The sequence below is a fragment of the Pseudonocardia sp. SID8383 genome, from assembly GCF_009864975.1.
GTDB lineage: Bacteria > Actinomycetota > Actinomycetes > Mycobacteriales > Pseudonocardiaceae > Pseudonocardia > Pseudonocardia alni.
This window is the reverse complement of sequence record NZ_WWFY01001111.1, coordinates 1-20,322: the sequence shown is the minus strand read 5'-3', so window position 1 is coordinate 20,322 and position 20,322 is coordinate 1. Positions and strand designations below refer to the sequence as shown.

General features: G+C 73.2%; 20 protein-coding genes and 3 tRNA genes. 8 read left to right on the top strand and 15 right to left on the bottom strand.

The window, feature by feature from the left end:
- Nucleotides 1-359: cyclodeaminase/cyclohydrolase family protein (locus GTW08_RS26900; RefSeq protein WP_161152700.1), on the top strand; the 359-nt coding region annotated here is incomplete at its 5' end.
- A 140-nt stretch (nucleotides 360-499) separates the two neighbouring features.
- On the top strand, nucleotides 500-1,774 hold the full coding sequence (locus GTW08_RS26895; protein WP_073575425.1) for an alpha-hydroxy acid oxidase: 1,275 nt from the start codon (nucleotides 500-502) through the stop codon (nucleotides 1,772-1,774).
- On the opposite strand, the gene GTW08_RS26890 is transcribed toward GTW08_RS26895, so the two are convergent.
- Genes GTW08_RS26890 through mdlC form a run of 3 tightly spaced genes read right to left on the bottom strand, consistent with a single transcriptional unit; the run spans nucleotide 1,755 to nucleotide 6,188 of the window.
- The gene (locus GTW08_RS26890) at nucleotides 1,755-3,215 is read right to left on the bottom strand and encodes an aldehyde dehydrogenase family protein (RefSeq protein WP_073575424.1); all 1,461 of its coding nucleotides are present in this window, start codon (nucleotides 3,213-3,215) and stop codon (nucleotides 1,755-1,757) included. The genes GTW08_RS26895 and GTW08_RS26890 overlap by 20 nt on opposite strands.
- A 42-nt stretch (nucleotides 3,216-3,257) precedes the next feature.
- Nucleotides 3,258-4,595, bottom strand: a complete 1,338-nt coding sequence (locus tag GTW08_RS26885) for an MFS transporter (protein ID WP_073575423.1) — start codon at nucleotides 4,593-4,595, stop codon at nucleotides 3,258-3,260.
- Between the two features lie 21 nt (nucleotides 4,596-4,616).
- Complete coding sequence (mdlC, locus tag GTW08_RS26880) at nucleotides 4,617-6,188, bottom strand: benzoylformate decarboxylase (RefSeq protein ID WP_202417742.1); 1,572 nt, start codon at nucleotides 6,186-6,188, stop codon at nucleotides 4,617-4,619.
- A 117-nt stretch (nucleotides 6,189-6,305) separates the two neighbouring features.
- Between mdlC and GTW08_RS26875 the strand changes: the two genes are divergently transcribed.
- Entirely contained in the window at nucleotides 6,306-7,217 is a 912-nt protein-coding gene (locus GTW08_RS26875; protein ID WP_073575421.1) for a LysR family transcriptional regulator, read from the top strand.
- Nucleotides 7,218-7,271: 54 nt separating this feature from the next.
- Here the strand turns inward: GTW08_RS26875 and GTW08_RS26870 are convergent, their stop codons facing one another.
- From GTW08_RS26870 to GTW08_RS33100, 7 genes are all read right to left on the bottom strand, one after another.
- A complete protein-coding gene (locus GTW08_RS26870; RefSeq protein ID WP_073575420.1) occupies nucleotides 7,272-8,618 on the bottom strand; it encodes an MFS transporter in 1,347 nt (448 codons plus the stop codon).
- A gap of 90 nt (nucleotides 8,619-8,708) precedes the next feature.
- Nucleotides 8,709-9,458, bottom strand: coding sequence for an SDR family NAD(P)-dependent oxidoreductase (locus GTW08_RS26865; protein WP_073575419.1), 750 nt, complete (start codon nucleotides 9,456-9,458; stop codon nucleotides 8,709-8,711).
- Complete coding sequence (locus GTW08_RS26860) at nucleotides 9,455-9,736, bottom strand: muconolactone Delta-isomerase family protein (RefSeq protein WP_073575418.1); 282 nt, start codon at nucleotides 9,734-9,736, stop codon at nucleotides 9,455-9,457. Before GTW08_RS26860 ends, GTW08_RS26865 begins: the two co-directional genes overlap by 4 nt.
- A gap of 11 nt (nucleotides 9,737-9,747) precedes the next feature.
- Nucleotides 9,748-10,455, bottom strand: coding sequence for an alpha/beta fold hydrolase (locus GTW08_RS26855; protein WP_073575417.1), 708 nt, complete (start codon nucleotides 10,453-10,455; stop codon nucleotides 9,748-9,750).
- On the bottom strand, nucleotides 10,452-11,159 hold the full coding sequence (locus GTW08_RS26850) for a 4-carboxy-4-hydroxy-2-oxoadipate aldolase/oxaloacetate decarboxylase (RefSeq protein WP_253067316.1): 708 nt from the start codon (nucleotides 11,157-11,159) through the stop codon (nucleotides 10,452-10,454). Before GTW08_RS26850 ends, GTW08_RS26855 begins: the two co-directional genes overlap by 4 nt.
- Nucleotides 11,156-11,854, bottom strand: coding sequence for a PIG-L deacetylase family protein (locus GTW08_RS26845; protein ID WP_304580102.1), 699 nt, complete (start codon nucleotides 11,852-11,854; stop codon nucleotides 11,156-11,158). The genes GTW08_RS26850 and GTW08_RS26845 overlap by 4 nt, the downstream gene beginning before the upstream one ends.
- 176 nt (nucleotides 11,855-12,030) lie before the next feature.
- Nucleotides 12,031-12,561, bottom strand: a complete 531-nt coding sequence (locus tag GTW08_RS33100; protein WP_161152699.1) for a helix-turn-helix domain-containing protein — start codon at nucleotides 12,559-12,561, stop codon at nucleotides 12,031-12,033.
- 44 nt (nucleotides 12,562-12,605) lie between these two features.
- Between GTW08_RS33100 and GTW08_RS26835 the strand changes: the two genes are divergently transcribed.
- From GTW08_RS26835 to GTW08_RS26820, 4 genes are all read left to right on the top strand, one after another.
- Complete coding sequence (locus GTW08_RS26835; RefSeq protein ID WP_161152698.1) at nucleotides 12,606-12,863, top strand: hypothetical protein; 258 nt, start codon at nucleotides 12,606-12,608, stop codon at nucleotides 12,861-12,863.
- Between the two features lie 157 nt (nucleotides 12,864-13,020).
- Nucleotides 13,021-14,412 carry an MFS transporter gene (locus GTW08_RS26830; protein WP_073575413.1) on the top strand — a complete coding sequence of 464 codons (1,392 nt, stop codon included), beginning with the start codon at nucleotides 13,021-13,023 and terminating at the stop codon, nucleotides 14,410-14,412.
- A gap of 72 nt (nucleotides 14,413-14,484) precedes the next feature.
- The gene (locus GTW08_RS26825) at nucleotides 14,485-16,158 is read left to right on the top strand and encodes a thiamine pyrophosphate-requiring protein (RefSeq protein ID WP_073575513.1); all 1,674 of its coding nucleotides are present in this window, start codon (nucleotides 14,485-14,487) and stop codon (nucleotides 16,156-16,158) included.
- Between the two features lie 9 nt (nucleotides 16,159-16,167).
- Complete coding sequence (locus tag GTW08_RS26820) at nucleotides 16,168-17,160, top strand: zinc-binding dehydrogenase (protein ID WP_073575412.1); 993 nt, start codon at nucleotides 16,168-16,170, stop codon at nucleotides 17,158-17,160.
- Between the two features lie 78 nt (nucleotides 17,161-17,238).
- Here the strand turns inward: GTW08_RS26820 and GTW08_RS26815 are convergent.
- The 4 genes from GTW08_RS26815 to orn all read right to left on the bottom strand — a co-directional run bounded on the left by GTW08_RS26815 (nucleotide 17,239) and on the right by orn (nucleotide 18,261).
- Nucleotides 17,239-17,314: transfer RNA gene (locus tag GTW08_RS26815), tRNA-Lys, on the bottom strand.
- Between the two features lie 23 nt (nucleotides 17,315-17,337).
- Nucleotides 17,338-17,410: transfer RNA gene (locus GTW08_RS26810), tRNA-Lys, on the bottom strand.
- A gap of 81 nt (nucleotides 17,411-17,491) precedes the next feature.
- Nucleotides 17,492-17,564, bottom strand: a tRNA-His gene (locus GTW08_RS26805).
- A gap of 64 nt (nucleotides 17,565-17,628) precedes the next feature.
- The gene (orn, locus tag GTW08_RS26800; RefSeq protein ID WP_073575512.1) at nucleotides 17,629-18,261 is read right to left on the bottom strand and encodes an oligoribonuclease; all 633 of its coding nucleotides are present in this window, start codon (nucleotides 18,259-18,261) and stop codon (nucleotides 17,629-17,631) included.
- A 79-nt stretch (nucleotides 18,262-18,340) separates the two neighbouring features.
- Here orn and GTW08_RS26795 point away from each other — a divergent pair, with 79 nt between their 5' ends.
- Complete coding sequence (locus GTW08_RS26795) at nucleotides 18,341-19,903, top strand: helicase HerA-like domain-containing protein (RefSeq protein WP_073575411.1); 1,563 nt, start codon at nucleotides 18,341-18,343, stop codon at nucleotides 19,901-19,903.
- Nucleotides 19,904-19,911: 8 nt separating this feature from the next.
- On the opposite strand, the gene GTW08_RS26790 is transcribed toward GTW08_RS26795, so the two are convergent.
- Nucleotides 19,912-20,322: PH domain-containing protein (locus tag GTW08_RS26790; protein WP_161152697.1), on the bottom strand; the 411-nt coding region annotated here is incomplete at its 5' end.

Below are 20,322 nucleotides of genomic sequence, written 5' to 3'. Positions count from 1 at the left end.
CGTACGCCCTGCCGCGCGGCACTGACGACGAGCAGGCCCGCCGCAGCGAGGCGATCGCCGACGCGCTGGTCGGCGCCGCCGGCCCGCCCGCGGACGTCATCCGCACCGCCGTCGCGCTGGTCGCCCTGGCCGAGGCCCTGCTACCGGTGGCGAACCGCAACGTCGTCACCGACGTCGCCGCGGCCACCGAGGCGGCCCGGGCCGCCGCCACCACGGCCCGGCTCAACGTGGAGATCAACCTCGGCGGCATCCGGGACGAGAAGGTCCGCACCGAGCTGGTCGGCATCGCCGATCGGGTGCCCGAAGTCGTCGACCGGGCGGCCGCCGTCGAGCTGCGCGTGCGCGCCCTGCTCCGCTGACCCGGTGGCAGCTCGTCGAGGAAGCGCCGGTGCGTGGTAGGTGGCCACGCCGGCGGAACGAGGGGAGTCGACAACGATGTCAGAGCGCAGCGGAGAGATGTGGGCGGCGTGTCCGCCCGCCCGTACCTGGGAGGAGCACCGTGTCGCGTGACCGCCGGCGGGGTCCCCGGGAGTCCCGGCGCCTCCCGCGGTGGAGCGAGATCGCGCCGCTGCTCGCCTCGGCCCCGCGCGACCGCGACCCCGTGCGGCGCAGGCTCGCGCGGGCCCACGACATCGAGGACCTGCGGGAGATGGCGCGCCGCCGCACGCCCCGTTCGGTGTTCGACTACGTGGACGGCGGAGCGGAGACCGAGAGCACCCGACGCCGCAACGCCTCGGCCTTCGACGACGTCGAGTTCCTCCCGCAGGTCCTGCGCGACGTGAGCCGGGTCGATCCGGGCACCACGATCCTGGGCCGCCCCGTGTCGATGCCGTTCGTCTTCGCCCCGACCGGCTTCACCCGCATGGTGCAGCACGAGGGCGAGGCCGCGGTGGCCCGGGTGGCCGAGCGGGAGGGCGTGCCGTACGCGCTGTCGACCATGGGCACGATCTCGCCGGAGGACCTCGCCGCGGCGGCGCCGGGGGCCGACCGGTGGTTCCAGCTCTACGTCTGGCGCGACCGTGCCGCGTCCCGCCGACTGCTGGAGCGCGCGGCGGCGGCCGGCTTCACCACCCTCGTCGTGACGGTCGACGTCGCCGTCCCCGGAGCACGGCTCCGCGACCTGCGCAGCGGCATGACCATCCCGCCCACCCTGACCCTCCGCACCCTGGCGGGGATCGCCCGCAGGCCGCGGTGGTGGATCGACGTGGTCACGCACGAACCGCTGCGGTTCGCCGCTCTGGAGGAGGCGGGGGGCGGCTTCGCGGAGGTCGTCGACGGGGTCATGGATCCCGGGGTGGACTTCGGGGACCTCGAGTGGATGAGGGAGCACTGGTCCGGCGATATCGTGGTCAAGGGCGTGCTCCACCCCCGGGACGCGCGGACCGTCGTCGACTGCGGGGTCCAGGCGGTCGCGGTCTCCAACCACGGGGGCAGGCAGCTGGACCGTGCCGCGTCGACGCTCGCGGCGCTGCCCGAGGTCCGGGCGGCGGTCGGGACGGACGCCGAGGTCTACCTGGACGGCGGGGTGCGGTCCGGGACCGACCTCGCGGCTGCGCTCGCGCACGGGGCGGACGCCGTCCTGGTGGGACGGCCCTATCTCTACGGACTGATGGCCGGGGGTGAGCAGGGGGTGAGCCGGGTCCACGACCTCTACCGGCAGGGCTTCCTGCGTGCCCTCGCCCTGCTCGGGGTGACGTCCGTGGGAGAGCTGGGACCGCACCTGCTGCGGTGCCCGCCCGCCCACGGACCCCGGGTCACGACGCCGGTCGAGTGACCGTGTGCGGCTCGGTGAAGGCGTACAGACCGTCCTGACCGAGCTCTCGGCCGATCCCGCTCTGCCGGAACCCTCCGAACGGGGCGCGGTCGTCCGCCGCGGTGGCGTTCGCCTGGTTGACCCAGGTGGTCCCGGTCCGCATCCGTCGCGCGACGGCGGCGGCACGGTCCGGATCGGCGGACCAGACCGAGGAGCACAGCCCGGACCACTCCTCGTCCAGACCGGCGAGCAACGGCTCGAGGTCGTCGTAGGCGAGCACGGGCAGGGTCGGGCCGAACTGCTCCTCGTGGACGATCGCGGAGTCCGGATCGGGGTCGACGACCAGCGACGGGCGGAGGAAGTGGCCCGTATCCACCGCGTCGGACAGGCTGCCGTACTCGCGGACCTCCGCCCCCCGGGCGCGCGCCTCGTCGAGCTGGGCGAGCACACGGTCGCGTCCGGCGGCGGTGTGCACGGGACCGTAGGTGCTGGCCGGGTCGAGGCCCGGCCCGGTCCGCTGCCGGTCCAGCTCCGCGCCCAGGGCCTCGATCACCTCGTCCCGGCGGCGGCGCGGGACGTAGAGCCGCTTGACGGCCATGCAGACCTGGCCCGAGGTCATGAACGTCGCCCCGACCAGGGCGGACACGGTGCGTTCGTCGAGCTCGACGTCGTCGAGCAGGACGGCCGGGTCGTTGCCGCCCAGCTCCAGGGTCACCGCGGCCAGTGACCGCGCCGCCAGCGCCATCACCGCGCGACCGCCCGCGGTGCTGCCGGTGAACACGACGTGCTGCACGCGCGGGTCGACGAGCAGCGGCTCGACGGCGTCGTTGGTGCCGGTGACGACGTTCAGCACGCCCGGCGGGAGCCCCTCGGCGAGCGCCCGCACCGTCTGCACCACCGACAGCGGGGTGGTGGGCGGCGGCTTGACCACGACGGTGTTCCCCGCCACCAGCGCATAGGGCAGGCTCGCGGCCAGGATGGCGAGCGGCCAGTTGAACGGCACGACCACCGTCACGACACCCACGGGCAGCCGCAACACCTCCGTGTGGAAGGGCGGGGCGGGCAGGGTCCGGGACGGTTCGAAGGTCGCGGCCAGCGACGCGGCGTGCCTGCAGCGCATCTCGAACACGGCCAGGTCGGCGAAGGACTCTCCGAGGACCTTCCCGTTCTCGGCCGTCAGCACGGGCGCGACGGCCGGGGCCAGCCCGGCGAGCGGTGCGAGCGCCCGGAGCAGGATCTCGGCACGCTCGGCCGTGTCCCGCCGGGACCAGGCCGGGAAGGCCGCGTGGGCGGTGGCGACGGCGTGCTCGGCGTCCTGCGGGGTGGCGGACGCGGCGCGCCCGACGACGCGCTCCGGGGCGGCCGGGTCGTGGACGTCGAAGAACTCCGCGGTGGGCAGGTCCTGCCCGCCGATGTGGAGCAGGGCGGTGACCTCGGGGGCCGCCACGTCGGACGTGGTCATGGGGTACCTCCGGTGAGGGGTGGGATCGGGCCGGACAGCGGATCAGGTGAGCGCGGTGCGGGCGCTCTCCCGCGAGAGGAGGACGGCGAGGAAGCCGGCCGCGCACAGCGCGGCGTAGTAGACGAGGGAGGCGGTGAGCCCTCCGGTCGCGGCGACGAGCGCGGCCGAGACGACCGGCAGCAGCCCGCCGCCCAGGACGGTGCCGATCTGGCGGCCGAGGGCGATCCCGGACAGGCGCACCCGGGCGTCGTCGAACTGTTCCGGGTAGAAGCTGCCGGTCACCGCGAGGCTCATGGGCTGCAGCACCGCGCCGGGGATCGCGAGCGCGAGCACGACGAGGGCGGGATCGGCGGTACGCAGCAGGGGGAAGAACACGGCCACCACGTAGAGGCAGCCGAGCGCGTAGGCCAGCAGCAGCAGCGGCCGGCGCCCCACCCGGTCGCTCAGCCAGCCGAACAGCGGGTTGGTCAGCATTCCCAGGCCGTTGCCGATCACGATTCCCAGCAACGGCAGTGCCGGGCTCAGCCCGAGGGTGCCCGTCACGTAGGACAGGCCGAAGATCGCCGTGAAGTAGAAGACCGAGGACTCGGCCACCGCGGCGAACAACACCCGGGCCGTGGCCGCCTTGTGGCTGCGCAGCACGACCAGCAGCGGCATCCGTTCGGCACCCGCGGCGCCTACGGCCCGGGTGAACAGTGGCGACTCCGCCACCCGCACCCGCATGTAGAGGCCGACGAAGAAGATCACCGCGCTGGCCAGGAAGGGCAGGCGCCAGCCCCACGCGAGCAGGTCCTCCCGCGGCATCAGTCCCACGAGCAGCACCGCGGTCGCGCCGAGGACCGTGCCCCCCGCGGCGCCACTCTGCACGATCGCGGCGAACAACCCGCGGCGGCCACCCGGGGCGCTCTCGGTGGCGAGCAGGGGCCCCGCCGCGGACTCGCCGCCGAGCGCGAGACCCTGGACGAAACGCAGCACGACGAGCACGACCGGGGCGAGGAGCCCGATGGTCGTATACGTCGGCAGCAGCCCCATCGCCGTCGTCGCGGCGCCGGCCAGGGCCATCGTCCAGATCATGATCGGTTTACGGCCCACCCGGTCACCGAGGTGACCGAACACGATGCCGCCGAGCGGACGGGCGAGGAAACCGACCGCGAACACGCTGAAGGCGGCGATGGTGCCGACCAGCGGGCTGAACTGGGGGAAGAACAGGACGTCGAGCGCGACGGGGGCCAGGAAGCCGTAGACCAGGAAGTCGTACCACTCGATGGTGGTGCCGAGGAACGTCGAGGCGAGCATGCGACGCGAGCCCTTCGCGTCCCCGCCTCCCGGTGCGGGGTCGGCGGCGGCTCCGGCCGCGGTGTTCTCCGAGTAGGTGGACATCGTCGTCGTTCCTTCCCAGGGTCAGCGGACGTGTACGTCGAGGAGCACGGGGCCGGACGAGGTCAGTGCCCGCCGCAGCGCGTCCGCGAGCTCCGCGGGGCGCTGCACCGTCACGCCGGCGCACCCCATGTCGCGGGCCAGTCCGGCGTAGTCGATGCCGGTCACCGCGGTGCCGACCGGCTTGTCGATCCCGAAGTGGGCGGCGAACCCGTCGAGGGCGGCGTAGCCGCCGTTGTTCACCACGACGAAGGTGACCGGGGTGTTCTCGTGCGCCGCCGACCACAGCGCCTGGACCGCGTACATGCTCGACCCGTCGCCGAGCAGCGCGATCACCCGCTGTCCGGGCCGGGCGAGCGCGACACCGACCGCGGCGGGCATGCCGTGCCCGAGCCCGCCGCTGGCGCAGGTGAAGAAGGTCTCGGGACCGGTGAACGGCAGCCGCTCCTGCATCACCGCGCGGGTGCTGGGCGCCTCCTCGACCACGATCGCCGACTCCGGTCGCTCGTCGGCGAGGGTCTGCAGGAGGAAGGCCTCGGTGAGCTCCGCGGGCGCGGTGAGCCGCGCGGGGCGTGGCCTGCCCGGCGGAGCGGAGCGGGCGGGCGGGGCGCTCGCGGCCAGCACCTCGGTGACCGTGGCGCGGACGCCGCCCACGAGCGCCGTCCCCTCCGGCGTCCACGCCGCGGTGTCGGGGTCCTCGACGACCTGGAAGAGGACGCAGCCGGCCGGCAGCAGGGGACCGCGCCCCTCCACGTGGAAGGTGAAGACGGGGGCGCCGAGCACCACCACCAGGTCGTGGCCGGCGAGCCGTTCCCGGATCGTCTCGCGCGCCGCGGGCAGGAACCCGGCGTACAGGGGGTGGTCCTCCGGGAACCCGCACCGCGGGGACAGCGGTGCGGTCCACACGCGGGCCCGGTGTCGTTCGGCCAGCGCGACCACCTCGGCGAAGGCGTGGTCACGGTCGACCTCGGCGCCCACGACCAGCGCGGGGGAGACCGCCCGGTCGAGCGCGGTGACGAGTCCCGCCACGAGGTCGGGGTCCGGTCGCGCCGCCGCGCCGACGGGGCGCGGCCGGGGCTCCGCCCCGGGCTCGGCGGGTACCTCCCAGTCGTCGACCGGGATCGAGAGGAACACCGGGCCACGCGGTGGCGTCATCGCGACGTGGTAGGCGCGGGCGAACGCCGCGGGGACGTCCTGCGGTCGGGCCGGCTCGCAGCTCCACTTGACGTAGGGGCGCGGCAGCTCGGTCGCCCGCTCGTTCATCAGGAACGGCTCGCCGACCAGCAGCGACCTCGCCTGCTGTCCGGCCGTGACGACCAGCGGCGTGCGGTTGCGCCACGCGGTGAACAGGTTGCCCATCGCGTGACCCACCCCCGCCGCCGAGTGCAGGTTCACCAGTGCCGCGGTGCCCGAGGCCTGGGCGAAGCCGTCGGCCATCCCGACGACGACGGACTCCTGCAGGCCCAGGACGTAGTCGAAGTCGTCGGGGAAGTCCCGGAACATCGGCAGCTCGGTCGAGCCCGGGTTGCCGAAGACCGTCGTCATGCCGCGGGCTCGCAGCTGCGCCACGACGACGTCGCGCACGGTCGTGCTCATGCCCATCCCTCCGTTGCGGGTGCAGAGCGCCGGTCCGATGGCCGGCCGGGCCCGAGGATCCTGGATCGCGGACAGGCAACCAATGCATAGGACCGTCGAGAGTCATAACCTCTGGGCATGACCTTCGAGGCAGGGCAGCTGCGGGCCTTCCTGGCGGTGGCCGAACACGGGGGCGTCGGGCGGGCGGCCGCCGACCTCGGCCTGACCCAGCCCGCGGTGAGCCGGTCGCTGCGCCGGTTGGAGGTGGCGCTCGGCGCACCGCTGTTCGAGCGGCACAGCACCGGCATGCGCCTGACCGAGTACGGCCGCGCGCTGGCCCCGCGGGCCCGCGCCATCGAGGAGGAGGCCCAGCGTGCAGTGGAGGAGATCCACACCATGCAGGGCCGGGGCCGGGGCACGCTGCGGGTGGGCAGCGTCGGGTCGGTGATCGCCCACCTGGTTCCGCGGGCCGTCGACGCGCTGCTGGTCGGGCACCCGGGGCTGGAGGTCCACATCCTCGAAGGGGTCGAGGACGTGCTGGTCGAGGCGCTGGCGGCCGCCGAGATCGACGTCGCCGTCGGCGCTGAGCTCGACGCGGACGAGCGGATCGCCGTCGTGGGCAGCCTGCGCTGGCAGGACCACGTCACGGTGGTCGCCGCGACCGGGCACCCGCTGCGCGCCGAACCGGGAGTGGAGCTCGCCGACCTGCTCGACCAGCGCTGGGCGATGCCACCGGCGCGGACGGCGCCCCGCCGCGCCCTCACCGAGATCTTCCGCCGCGCCGGGCTCGACGAGCCGCGGACCACCGTGACGACCCGCTCGGTGGTCGCGCTGAAGGCGCTGGTGGCCGACGCGGGATTCCTCAGCGTCATGCCCCGGCCGCTCTTCTCCGCCGAGCGCCGGGCCGGGACGATCGAGTCCCTCCACGTGCCGGGGGGGACCCGGGCGCGCCGGTTCGGGGTGTTCCGCAGGCGCGGCGGAGCGATGACGGGGCCCGCCGAGTCCTTCGTGGAGGAGTTGCGGCCGATCATCGTCGCGCTGCGGACCTGAGCGCGCGCGCCTGCCGACGACCTCGGTCCGGCTGCCCGTCATCGCCGGGCCGGTTCAGGCGGAGGCCTCGTCGGGCAGTCGGCAGGCGGGCTCGGGCTCCTCGGCGTGCAGCACGCGCCGGCTCGCGGACAGGATCGCGACGAGGCTGATCAGCGACACCGCCCCGAGCAGGACGGAGACGGCGATCGAGCTGTCGAACTCGGCGAGCAGGGCGGTGGCGGCCAGCGGGGTGAGCCCACCCCCGAGGATCGACGCGATCGTGTAGGCGATGGAGGCGCCGCTGTAGCGCAGGCGGATCGGGAACATCTCGGTGATCAGCGCCGGCTGTGGCCCCGCCATGATCGAGTTCGCGGCGGTGATGACGAGCAGTGCCAGGACGATCAGCGGTACGGAGGCCGTGTCGACGAGCCAGAACAGCGGGAACGCCCAGAGGACTCCGATACCGGCGCCCAGGGCGAAGGTGGCCTTGCGGCCGAAACGGTCGCCCGCCAGGCCTGCGCCGAGCATCATCAGGATCCAGCCCACGCTGACGCCGACGAGGATCCACAGCATCGTCGAGGTGGGAAGGCCGAGCCTGGTCGTCCCGTAGGAGACCATGTTGACCGAGACGAGGTAGCCGATCGCCGGTGCGGCGATGGAGGCGAGGCTGCCGATCAGGATCTGTCGGGGGCTGCGCCGGAACACCTCGACGATCGGCATCTTCTCGACGGTGCCGGAGTCACGGACCTTCTCGAAGTCCTCGCTCTCCTCGATGGCCAGCCGGATGACGAGTCCGACGATGATGAGCAGCGCGCTGCTGAGGAATGCGACCCGCCACCCCCATGCGGCGAACGCCTCCGGGGACATCAGGCTGGTGAGGAGCAGGAAGGCCAGCTGCGAGAGCAGGATGCCGGACGGCAGGCCGAGCTGGGGGAAGCAGCCGTAGAGCGAACGGCGCTTCGGTGGGGCGTTCTCGACGGCCATGAGTACCGCGCCCGCCCACTCGCCACCGACACCCGCACCCTGGATCAGCCGCAGCACCACGAGCAGGATCGGCGCCCAGATGCCGATGGTCTCGTAGGTGGGGATGAGACCGATGAGGGTCGTGGCGACGCCCATCATGAGCAGGGAGACGACCAGCATCGACTTGCGTCCGACACGGTCGCCGAAGTGCCCCATCACGATGCCACCGACGGGGCGCGCGATGAATCCGACGGCGAAGGTACCGAGTGCGGCGAGGGTCCCCGCGGTCTCGGAGAAGCCGGGGAAGAACTGCGTGCGGAAGACCAGCGTGGCCGCGACTCCGTAGATGAAGAAGTCGTACCACTCGATGGTCGTGCCGATGTAGCTGGCGAACGCGACCGTACCGGGCTTGCGGCGGGCGGCAGTGCCTCCCGACCGGGCCGACGTGCTGGTGGCCATGAGGCTCCTCGTTGAGCAAGCCGGTCCTCTCGGACCGGGCGGGGACGGAGATGGATGCGTGGCGTGCGTGACCCGAGTGGGCCACGGTGATCAGTGCAGAAGACCGCCGCCGTCACAGACGAGCGACTGGCCCGTGATCCGTGCGCCGTCGGCGGAGGCCAGGAACGCGATCAGCCCCGCGAAGTCCTCCGGTGTCACGAACTCCTGGATCGCCTGTTGGGACATGGTCCGGGCGAAGACCTCGTCGCCCGAGTGCGCGCGGGTGCCGGGCGTGGCGACCTGGGCGGGCAGCACCGCGTTCACGCAGATGCGGTGCTCGCCCAGCTCACGGGCCATGACCCGGGTCATTCCGAGCAGTGCGCCCTTGCTGGCGATGTAGCCGATCTGTCCCGGTGCGCCGGTGAAGAACGTCCGGGACGCGACGTTGACGATCCGGCCGCGGTGCGCGCTGTCCCGCAGGTGGGGAAAGCAGGCCTGCACCATGAGCAGCGGGCCGACGGCGTTGACGTCGTAGAAGCGGTGCAGCTCCTCAGGCGTCGCCTCCAGCAGGCTCGCGCGGCCGGAGAGGAGCCCGGCGTTGTTGACCAGGACGTCCACGCCGCCGAACCGGTCGGCGACCTCGCCGACCGTGCGGCTGACGGCTGTACGGTCGGTGACGTCGCAGGCCCGGTGGACGATGGATCCCGGGAAGTCGTCCCTGCGCAGCTCCGCGGGATCGGTCGCCAGGTCCAGGGCGGCGACGGTCGCGCCGTCGGCGGCGAGCCGCCGCGCGATCGCGCTCCCCAGACCGCCCGCCGCGCCGGTCACGATCGCGACGACGCCGGCGAGCCGGGCGGTCACCCCTTCTTCTCCTGCGGGTGGGTGGCCAGCGCCTCGACGGTGACGTCCATCCACGTCCACATGGGCAGGGACACGAGGGCGTCGTGCAGGGCGGCGGGATCCTCGGCCTCGTAGAGGCCGATCGTGGCGTTGCGACCGGGCACCCGCCAGAGCCGCCGGAGGACACCGGCCTCGCGCAGCTCCGTCGCCCGCTCCCGCTCACCCTTCCTGAGCCGGTCCCGGATGTCGGCGGGAGTATCGTTCGGCAGCCTGTTCTCGGTGCGGACCAGGAATTCCATGACGTGTCCTCTCAGCTCGGGGCGATCTCGAGCAGCAGCGCGGCGAGCTCGTCGGGCGCGGTGACCATGGCCTCGTGACCGGTGGCGAGCCGGTGCGTCGGCCAGCCGCGGACCGCGGCACGTTCGGCGTGGGCCGCGAAGACCCGCATCCACTCCACGCACTCGATGAACACGGCCGGGACCTGGTCGCCCTTGCCGGTCAGCCGGAGCGGTTCGGTGTAGGTGAGCCAGGGGTGCGGGGTGAGCCGGGGGGTGAGCCAGTCGATGTCGGCCTGCTCGGTGACGCCGAGCTTTGTCAGCGACCGGGGTGGGACCAGCCACCCGAACCCGGGGCCCTCGGCGGCCTCGCGCCAGTGCCCGGCCACGGTGGCGGGCTGCAGGTCGATGGCGGCCTCTCCGTCGTCGCCGACGAAGGCGTCCAGGTAGACCCGGGTGGCCAGGCGCTCCGGGACCCGGTCGGCCGTGCCGGTGACGATCTGCCCGGCGTAGCTGTGCCCGACGAGCACGACCTCGCGCAGGTCGTAGGCCTCGATCATCCCGACGACGTCCTGGACGTGGGTCGAGAGCCCGACCTGCGGGGTGAGGGTGTGGGCGCGGTCGGACAGCCCGGTCAGGGTCGGGGTGTGGACGTCGTGGCCCGCGGCACGCAGGGCCGGGACCACCCGCTCCCACACCCAGCCGCCGTGCCACGCGCCGTGGACCAGGAGGAACGTGCTCACGGGGTCTCCTCCCCGTCGGCGAGGTCGTCGACGTAGCGGACGCCGAGACGTTCCAGCAGGGGGCGCATGCCGTAGACGTCGAGACCCAGCTCGCCGTCGCGGAACCGGCGACGCTTGGCCTCCTCGTTCGCCTCGCGTTCCGCCGCGGCCGCGACGACGGTCCCGCCGTCGGCCAGCGGGACACAGAGCACTCCGTCGTCGTCGGCGACGATGATGTCGCCGGGGTGGACGAGCTGACCGGCCACCACGACCGGCACGTTGACCGATCCCGGGACCGCCTTCGCGGTGCCCTGCGCGTGCACGGCCCGCGACCACACCGGGAAGCCCATCGCCTGCAGGTCCGCGATGTCGCGCACTCCGGCGTCGGTGACCAGGCCACGCACGCCGCGGTGCAGCAGCTGGGTGGCGAACAGGTCGCCGAACATCCCGTCGGTGCACCGCGAGGTGGTGGCGACCACCAGGACGTCGCCCGCCCGGCACTGCTCGATCGACGCGTGGATCATCAGGTTGTCCCCGGGATGCGACAGGACGGTCACCGCCCGTCCGGCGATCCGGGCACCGGGGTAGATCGGGCGCAGCTCGGGACCGAGCAGCCCACGACGGCCGTGGGCCTCGTGGGCGGTGGCGACGCCGCTCGTCGCCAGCGCGTCGACGACCTGCGGTGACGGCCCCCGCGTCGTCCGGACGATCACGTGGCCGGTCACAGCAGCACGTCCCCGACGATCGGGAACACCCGCTGGTAGGCCTCGGCCTGCACGATCGACCTGGCGCCGCCGTTCCGCACGGCCTGCACCCCCCGGCGCAGGCCGAGATCGGTGTAGTACTGCACGAGGTGCGCCTGCGCTCCCATGCACTCCATGGCCTTGCGCTTGCGGTCGAACACCGGGGTGATGTCCAGCAGCAGGTTCGGAGCGAAGCCGCACTGCTCGGGCTGGTGCGGCTCGAACTGCAGCACCTGCGGTGCTCCGATCGGGCTCGTCGAACGGTCGTGGCCCGCGGCCTGCGCGACCTGCCGGGCGAGCAGCGTCGCCTCGTGCGCGGCGTCGTGGTCGCGGTTGTACGGGTCGTTCGCGACATGGGTGAGCAGCAGCTCGGGTTGTGCCGACCGCATCGCGCCGACGATGCGGTCGAGCCCGGCGTCGTCGATGCGCAACGGGTAGTCGCCCAGGTCGAGGAAGGAGATCGCGGCGCCGAGCGCCTCCGCGGCCCCCTCGGCCTCGGCGCGCCTGCCAGCCTTCGCCTTCTCCAGGGTCATGCCCTCCTGCCGCCACAGGCCCTGGGACTCCCCGCGCTCGCCGTAGCTCAGACAGACGATGCGCACGTCGTAGCCGCGCTCGGCGTAGAGGGCGAGCGCTCCCCCCGCGCGCCACACGAAGTCACCGGAGTGGGCACTGACCACCAGTACGGAGGGTCGTTTCTCGTCAGCCATCGCTGCAGCCATCGCCTTCCTCGGCCGATCGGGACCGGCCACCGCGCGTCCGCGATGGCGCCGAGCACGACGCTAGAGACGGGCCCGGAACGGGGTAACTCGCGAATGACCGGACCGGTGCGGAGCCTCGGCCGGTCCCGCCTACGTCATTCGTCGTGGTGCCGGCGCGCCGCGACGGCCCGGTACGCGCGGGGGGCCACGGTGTAGCGCGCGCGGAAGAGCCTGCTGAAGTGGGAGGCCCGCGGGATGCCGACCGCCACGCCCACCTCCTGGACGGGGCGCGCGGGATCGTCGTCCAGCAGCTGCCGCGCGCGCTCGAGCCGGGCCTCGCGCAGCCAGGTCGCCGGTGTGGAGCCGACGTCGGCGAAGAGGGCGAACAGGTACCGCTCGGAGATGGGGATGGAGGCGGCCACACAGGCGGGGGAGAGGTCGGCCTCGTGCAGGTGGTCGCTCATGAAGCGGCGGGCCCGGCCGAGGAGCGCGGCCCGCGGGTTCGGCTGTCGCGAGGGACCGTCGACGCGGTCCAGCAGGGCCCCGGCGGTCAGTTCGGCCGCCGCACGGGCCGCTATCCGTGCGGAGGGGTCGTCCCGGTCGGTGGGCTGGCGGATCAGCGCCGGCAGCGCCGACGAGGCGACGGCGGCGGGGCCCGAGCGTCCGCTCATGGTCCACGCGGTCACCGGCCTCACCTGCCCGACCACGCCCTCCGGCGAAGTAGATGTCGGTGAGGGTGGTGCGTCAGAACTCCTGCTGGTCGGCGCGGGGGACGCTCGGAACCGGCGTGACGATGGCCCTGGCCTCGGGCGCCGCGGCCGTCGGCCTGTTCTGCTACCCGCTGCTGCAGGAGACGGTCGGTGCGGGCGGCGCGATCCTGGTGACCGCGCTCGTCCCCGCCGCCGGAGCCCTGGTGGCGACCGTGATCCGCTGGGACCCGGAACGGGATCCGGCCCCCACCGCCCCCGCCGCCGGCGGCCGCCGCTGACGGGCACGGGGAGTACGTCATCCGTCCCGACCGTGCGCGGCGGCTCCACCGGGCGTGATCGGTCATTACTCGGTGGCCGCCCTCCGATGCTCCTTGCAAGCATCGTTGCGGCGCCGGAGTGGGGCGTCGTCGTGCCACCTCAGTGAAGAGGAGCAACATGAGCGAGCCGGCCTCCGCGATGTCCGCACGCCAGTCCCGACGGGTCGCCTTCGCGACACTCATCGGGACCACGATCGAGCTCTACGACTTCTTCATCTACGCGACCATCGCCTCGCTGGTCTTCTCCCAGGTGTTCTTCGCGCCCGCGGGGGCCGGTGTCGCCCAACTCCTGTCCTTCGCCACCATCGGCATCAGCTTCGTCTTCCGGCCGCTGGGTGCGTTCCTGTCGGGCCACCTCGGCGATCGGGTCGGCCGGCGCACGATGCTGGTCGCGACGCTGGTCCTCATGGGTGGGGCGACCACGGCCATCGGCCTGTTGCCGACGTTCGAGACCGCGGGCGTGCTCGCCCCCGTCCTCCTGCTGCTCCTGCGCATCCTCCAGGGCATCGCCGCAGGTGGCGAATGGGGAGGCGCCGTGCTGATGGCGGTCGAGCACGCCCCACGCGGGTGGCGCGGCCGCGCGGGCGCCTTCCCCCAGCTCGGTTCGCCGCTCGGCATGATCCTCGCCTCCGGCGTCACGGCCCTGATGACCGGCGTGATCTCGCCCGGCCAGGCCTTCCTCGACTGGGGGTGGCGGATCCCGTTCCTGTTCAGCGTGGTGCTGATCGTGATCGGCTTCGTCGTGCGGCTCTCGGTCGACGAGAGCCCGGTCTTCACCGAGATGGCCGCGAAGCGGGCCCGCAGCAGGACCCCGGTCGTCGAGCTGTTCCGCAGGCACTGGGCGCTCGTGCTGCTCGCCGCGCTGATCATGGCGGGCAACAACGCCGGGGGCTACGTGACCATGGGCGGCTTCCTCTCGGCCTACACGACCGACCCGGACGGACCCTTCGGGCTCGACCGGACGTCCGTGCTGCTGGCGATCACGGGCGCGGCCGTGGTCTGGGCGTTCACCACGTACGCCGCGGGGGTGCTCGCCGACCGCATCGGCCGCAGGCGGATCAACCTGATCGGCTACGGCTGTCTGATCCTGGCGGTCTTCCCGATGGTCGCCCTGGTGTCCACCGGCAGCGTCTGGCTGCTGTTCCTCGGGGTCTCCCTGTTCACGTTCGGCTCCGGCCTCGCCTTCGGCGGGCAGGCGGCCTGGTACACGGAGCTCTTCCCGGCGTCGGTGCGGTACTCCGGTGTCGCCATCTCCTTCGCGATCGGCTCGATCATGGGCGGCGCGTTCGCCCCGCTCATCGCCTCGGCCGTGCTGCAGTCCAGCGGGACCCTGTACGCGGTGGCCTTCTACCTGCTGGGCATGTTCGTCCTCGGGACGATCGCCTGCGTCCTGCTCCGCGACCGGCCCGACATCGACCTCGGCCCGGACAACCAGGCCGAGCAGGAACGCGGCGCCACGGTGTTCGACCGACAGGCGCCGCAGCACGCCGAGACCTCCGTGCCGCGGTGACCGCGTTCCGCACGACCGACGGCGGGCCTCCCCGTCGTCTCCCGACCAGCGAAGGGCACTGGTGAACCCGTGGTGACCGAACCGACCCGGTCCGAACCCACCGTCGCGGCCGCGGCGGCCGAGATCCTCCGGTCCGAGGGGGTGACCCACCTGCCCGCCTACCCGCTGAACCCGCTCATCGAGGCCGCGGCGGGCCTGGGGATCCGTCCGGTGATCGTCCGGCAGGAGCGGGTCGGCGTCCACATGGCGGACGCGATCAGCCGGCTCGGCGACACCGTCGGCGTGACCTGCATGCAGTCGGGGCCGGGTGTCGAGAACGCGTTCGGTGCCGTCGCGCAGGCCTACGCCGAGGGTGTCCCGCTCGTCGTCATCCCGGGGGGAGCGCCCCGGGCCGAGACCTGGGTCCCGCCCGCGTTCAACGCGGCGCTGAACTTCCGGCACGTGACGAAGGCGACCGAGCAGGTCACGACGGGTGCCGGGCTCGTCCCGGCGCTGCGCCGCGCGTTCGCCCAGGCCCGCAACGGCCGCCCCGGGCCGGTGCTCGTCGAGATCCCGGCGGACGTCTGGGACGAGGCGGCGCCCGGCCTGGAGACCTACACGCCGTCGCGCCGCGCCCGTTCGGCGCCCGACACCGGGTCGGTGGAGGCCGCGGCCCGCGCGCTGGTCGAGGCCGACCGGCCGCTGCTGTACGCGGGCCAGGGCGTGCACCGCGCGACGGCGTGGCGGCAGCTGCGCGAGCTGGCGGAGCTCCTCGAGGCGCCGGTGACCACCAGCATCGAGGGGAAGAGCGCGTTCCCCGAGACCCACCCGCTCGCCCTGGGCTCGGGCGGGGTCGCCATGCCGCGGGCGGTGTTCGAGCACGTGCGGGACGCGGACGTCGTGTTCGGTGTCGGGGCCAGCTTCTCCGCGACCCCGTTCGGGATCCGGTTCCGCACGGCGGGCACGTCCTTCATCCACAACACCGCCGACCCCGGCGACCTGGACAAGAACATCCCGGCCGAGCACGCCCTGCTGGGGGACACCGCGCTCGCCCTCGACCTCCTGCTCGAGGCGGTCGCCGACCGTCTCGGCCGTCCCCGCGGCCGCGCCGAGGAGGTGGCTGCACGGATCAGGGCGCAGAACGGCCCGTGGCTCGAGAAGTGGCGGCCGCTGCTGACCAGCACCGCGACCCCGCTGTCGCCCTACCGCGTGATCTGGGACCTCCTGCACACCGTCGACGTCGAGCGGACCACGATCACCCACGACGCGGGCAGCCCGCGGGACGAGCTGACCCCGTTCTGGCGGTCGGTGGCCCCCCACAGCTACTTGGGCTGGGGGAAGTCCACCCAGCTCGGCTACGGCCTCGGCCTGGCGATGGGCGCCAAGCTCGCGCAGCCCGAGCGGCTGTGCATCAACGTGTGGGGCGACGCCGCCATCGGCATGACGGGCATGGACCTCGAGACCTGCGCGCGCGCCGGCATCCCGGTCCTGTCGATCCTGTTCAACAACTCCGCCATGGCGATGGAGGACCGGATCATGGCGACCTCCCGCGAGCGCTTCGCCAGCACCGACATCACCGGCGAGTACGCGGAGATGGCGCGGGCCTTCGGCCTGCACGCCGAGCGCGTCGCCACGCCCGCCGAGATCGTGCCCGCGATCCGCAAGGCCGTCGCCGCGACCGAGGACGGCACACCGGCGCTCCTGGAGTTCGTCACCACCCGGGAGAAGACCTACTCGACCTTCGACTACGTCACCTATCAGGGCTGAGGGGGAACCGTGCGCGCAGCACAGATGGTCGCTCCGGGACGTCTCGAGACCGTCGAGGTCCCGATCCCGGAGCCCGGGGAGGGCGAGGTCCTCGTCCGCACGCATCGCGCCTCGATCTGCGGAAGCGATCTCCACGTCGTCTTCGACGGCTTCTACGCGGGCGAGTACCCCGCCCCGCCCGGCTTCCCCGGCCACGAGGGGGTCGGCGTGGTGGAGCGGTCCCGCTCGGCCGGGTTCGCCCCCGGCGACGCGGTCCTCGTGGCGCCGGTCCCGCACGCGGCGGGCTGCTTCGCCGAGTGGCAGGTCGTCTCCGAGCGCTCGCTGGTCACCCTGCCCCCGGGCGGTGACCTCGACCGGCTGCTGATGGCCCAGCAGCTGGGCACCACGATCTACGCCATGCGCCGGTTCTGGCCCTCGACCATGGGCAGCGGCGAAGGGCGCTCGGTGGCGATCTGCGGCGCCGGGTCGGCCGGACTGTTCTTCACCCAGCTGGCCCGCCGGGCGGGGTTCAGCTCCGTGCTCATCGCCGACAAGGCGCCGTCGCGGGTGGCGCTCGCGGCCGCGTTCACGGTGGACGCCGCGGTGGACGTCGCGCAGACCCCGTTCGTGGACGCCGTCGCCGAGATGACCGGCGGCGTGGGGGCCGACCTGGTCATCGAGGCCGCGGGCTACGACGAGACGCGCATCCAGTGTCTGCGCGCCGTCCGGCCGCAGGGCCGGATCGGGCACTTCGGTTTCCCGGAGCGGCCCAGCGGGCCGACGCCCTGGGACTTCGCGGAGGCCTGGGCCAAGCAACCGTCCATCGAGCACAACCACAGCACCCAGCTCGAGCCGGGCCTCACCGCGTTCCGCGAGGCCGTGGACCTCATCCACTCCGGTGCCGTCGACGTGACCCCGTTCCTCGAGCCGGTCTACCGGCTCGAGGACACCCAGCACGCGCTCGAGGCTGCCCGCGACCAGCGGGGCGGGAAGGTCACGGTCGACCTCTCCGGCGGGGTCTGAGGGACCCGTCCGGGCGCGGTACCGACCGCGAACGCCGCAGGGGGTAGGACGACGACGTCCTACCCCCTGCGGATCACATGGTGCGCCGTCAGGGACTTGAACCCCGAACCCGCTGGTTAAGAGCCAGCTGCTCTGCCAATTGAGCTAACGGCGCATGTGTTCAGTTGTGGTCCTGCGTGCGCCGTCAGGGACTTGAACCCCGAACCCGCTGGTTAAGAGCCAGCTGCTCTGCCAATTGAGCTAACGGCGCGTGTGGAGTTGTCGTGCCTCGCCCACGCACGGAGGATCGATCCCGGGCGTGCGATGGGATCGATCGCCGAGGCGGCGACCGGGTGAGTGACGGGACTTGAACCCGCGGCCCCCTGGACCACAACCAGGTGCTCTACCAACTGAGCTACACCCACCATGCGTTCTCCCGGGCACTCCCGGAAGCGCTGAACTACTGTAGCCCGCCCGCTCCGGGGGGTGTCAGGCGGGGGTCGTACCGCCCTCCGGGGGTGCCGCGACGTGCGCGACCGCGGCCGCGGCGGCCTGCGCCTGCTCGGTCGTCGGACCGGGCGGGGACACGAACAGCGCCTGCCGGTAGTAGGCCAGCTCGCGGATCGACTCGCGGATGTCGGCGAGCGCGCGGTGCGCGAGGCCCTTCTCCGGCTTCGCGTAGAACACCCGCGGGAACCAGCGCCGCGCCAGCTCCTTCACCGAGCTGACGTCGATCATCCGGTAGTGCAGGTACCCGTCGAGCTCGGTCATGTCCCGAGCGATGAAGCCGCGGTCGGTCGCGATCGAGTTGCCGGCCAGCGGCGCCGAGCGGGCGTCCGGGACGTGGGTGCGGACGTAGTCGAGCACCATCTTCTCGGCCTGCTCGATCGTGACCGTCGCGCGGCGGACCTCCTCGGTCAGCCCGGACCGGGCGTGCATGTCGCGCACGACGTCGGGCATCGCGTCGAGCTTCGCGTCGTCACAGGCGATCACCACGTCGACGCCCTCGCCGAGGATGTTGAGGTCGCCGTCGGTGACCAGTGCCGCGATCTCGATCAGGGCGTCGGAGCCCAGATCCAGCCCGGTCATCTCGCAGTCGATCCACACCAGCCGATCGGTCATCGTCACAGCCTAGGTGACGTCGTCGCGACCGGCGCGAGCCTCGGCCGTCACCGTCGGGGGAGTGCCCTAGGCTCGCGCCGTGGCTGACGACACACCTGCCCGCACCATCGCCGCCGGATACGCCACCGACGGAGCTGTGCTCGAGCTCGGCACCGTCCTGGTCGACGGGGTGTGCGACCCGCAGGCGCGGGTCCGGATCCCCCTGGCGACGCTGAACCGGCACGGCCTGGTGGCCGGGGCGACCGGCACCGGCAAGACCAAGACACTGCAGGCCCTGGCCGGGCAGCTGTCCGACGCCGGGGTCCCCGTCCTGCTCGCCGACGTCAAGGGCGACCTGTCCGGCATGGCCCGCGCGGGCGAGCCGGACGACAAGGTCACCGCCCGCGCGACCGACACCGGCGACGACTGGAGCCCGACCGCGTACCCGGTGCAGTTCCTGTCGCTGGGCGACGGCGGCGTCGCCGTCCCGGTGCGGGCGACGCTGACCCAGTTCGGCCCGATCCTGCTGGCCAAGGTGCTCGGCCTCAACGCCACCCAGGAGTCCACCCTCGGCCTGATCTTCCACTGGGCCGACCGGCGCGGGCTGCCGCTGCTCGACACCAAGGACCTGCGCGCGGTCATCCAGCACCTCACCTCCGACCAGGGCAAGGCCGACCTCAAGGGCATCGGCGGGGTCTCCCCGGCGACGGCCGGGGTCATCCTGCGCGCGCTGGTCAACCTGGAGGCCCAGGGCGGCGAGGAGTTCTTCGGCGAGCCCGAGTTCGACCCCGCGGACCTGATGCGTCAGATCGACGGCAAGGGCGTCGTCACCCTGCTGGAGCTGGCCGAACGCGCCGCGAACCCGGTGCTGTTCTCCACGTTCCTGATGTGGCTGCTCGCCGAGCTGTACGAGGAGCTGCCCGAGGCGGGCGACCTCGACCGGCCCAAGCTGGTGTTCTTCTTCGACGAGGCGCACCTGCTGTTCACCGACGCGTCGAAGGCGTTCCTCGACCGCATCGAGCAGACCGTCAAGCTCATCCGGTCCAAGGGCGTCGGCGTGTTCTTCTGCACCCAGCTGCCCACCGACGTGCCGAACGAGGTGCTGTCCCAGCTGGGCGCGCGGATCCAGCACGCGCTGCGGGCCTTCACCCCGGACGACCAGAAGGCGCTGTCGCGCACCGTGCGGACCTACCCGAAGTCCGACGTCTACGACCTGGAGTCGGCGCTGACCTCGCTGGGCACCGGTGAGGCGGTCGTCACGGTGCTGTCCGAGCGCGGCGCGCCCACCCCGGTCGCCTGGACCCGGCTGCGGGCCCCGCGCTCGCTGATGGCGGCCCTGCCGGTCGACGACGTCCGCGCCGACGCCGCCGCCTCACCGCTGCAGGCGAAGTACGGGCAGATGGTGGACCGCGAGTCCGCCTACGAGAAGCTCACCGCGAGCATCGCGGCCGGGCCGGGCGGCGAGGCGACGCCGGTCGAGGCGCCCCCGGCACCCGCCCCGGAGCCGGGCCAGGCCCCGCCGCCCCCGCCGCAGGACTCGCCGGGCGGCGGGTTCTTCTCCAAGATCGGGGACTTCCTGCAGTCGCCGACCGGTCGTCAGCTCACCAACACCGTGACCCGCGAGATCACCCGCAGCCTGTTCGGGACCCGCCGGCGTCGCTGACCCACGGGTCAGGCCCGGAACGGGGTGACCGCATCCGGGGTCACCGCGGCCATCAGTGCGACGGCGTCGGCGGGGTCGAGGTCCAGCACCTGCACCGCGCCGCCGCCCGCGGCGGTGGTCGCCTCCAGCGTCAGCACCCCGGCGCGGCGCTGGAACAGGCTCTGCCGCACCCGCCATCCGATGACGCCGTCGCGGCGCAGCGCGGTCGTCGTGCGCAGCAGCGACCCGTGCCGGGCGACGAGGTAGCGCTCGTCGAGCCGGTGGCCCAGGGCGCGGTAGCGGTCCAGCGCGAGCGGCACGGCCACCACGACCAGCGCAACGCCGACGACGACCGGCCAGACCGCGGCGTCGAACCAGGCGAACACCCCGAGGGCGACGGCCGGGACGAGCGCGGGGCCGACCGCGCGCACCAGGCGCCG

What these genes read in the sequence shown, in the direction of transcription:
- GTW08_RS26890 (WP_073575424.1), bottom strand. Translation starts at nt 3,215, where the DNA reads ATGACCACGTCCGACGTGGCGGCCCCCGAGGTCACCGCCCTGCTCCAC.
- GTW08_RS26885 (WP_073575423.1), bottom strand. Translation starts at nt 4,595, where the DNA reads ATGTCCACCTACTCGGAGAACACCGCGGCCGGAGCCGCCGCCGACCCC.
- mdlC (WP_202417742.1), bottom strand. Translation starts at nt 6,188, where the DNA reads ATGAGCACGACCGTGCGCGACGTCGTCGTGGCGCAGCTGCGAGCCCGC.
- GTW08_RS26875 (WP_073575421.1), top strand. Translation starts at nt 6,306, where the DNA reads ATGACCTTCGAGGCAGGGCAGCTGCGGGCCTTCCTGGCGGTGGCCGAA.
- GTW08_RS26870 (WP_073575420.1), bottom strand. Translation starts at nt 8,618, where the DNA reads ATGGCCACCAGCACGTCGGCCCGGTCGGGAGGCACTGCCGCCCGCCGC.
- GTW08_RS26860 (WP_073575418.1), bottom strand. Translation starts at nt 9,736, where the DNA reads ATGGAATTCCTGGTCCGCACCGAGAACAGGCTGCCGAACGATACTCCC.
- GTW08_RS26830 (WP_073575413.1), top strand. Translation starts at nt 13,021, where the DNA reads ATGAGCGAGCCGGCCTCCGCGATGTCCGCACGCCAGTCCCGACGGGTC.
- orn (WP_073575512.1), bottom strand. Translation starts at nt 18,261, where the DNA reads ATGACCGATCGGCTGGTGTGGATCGACTGCGAGATGACCGGGCTGGAT.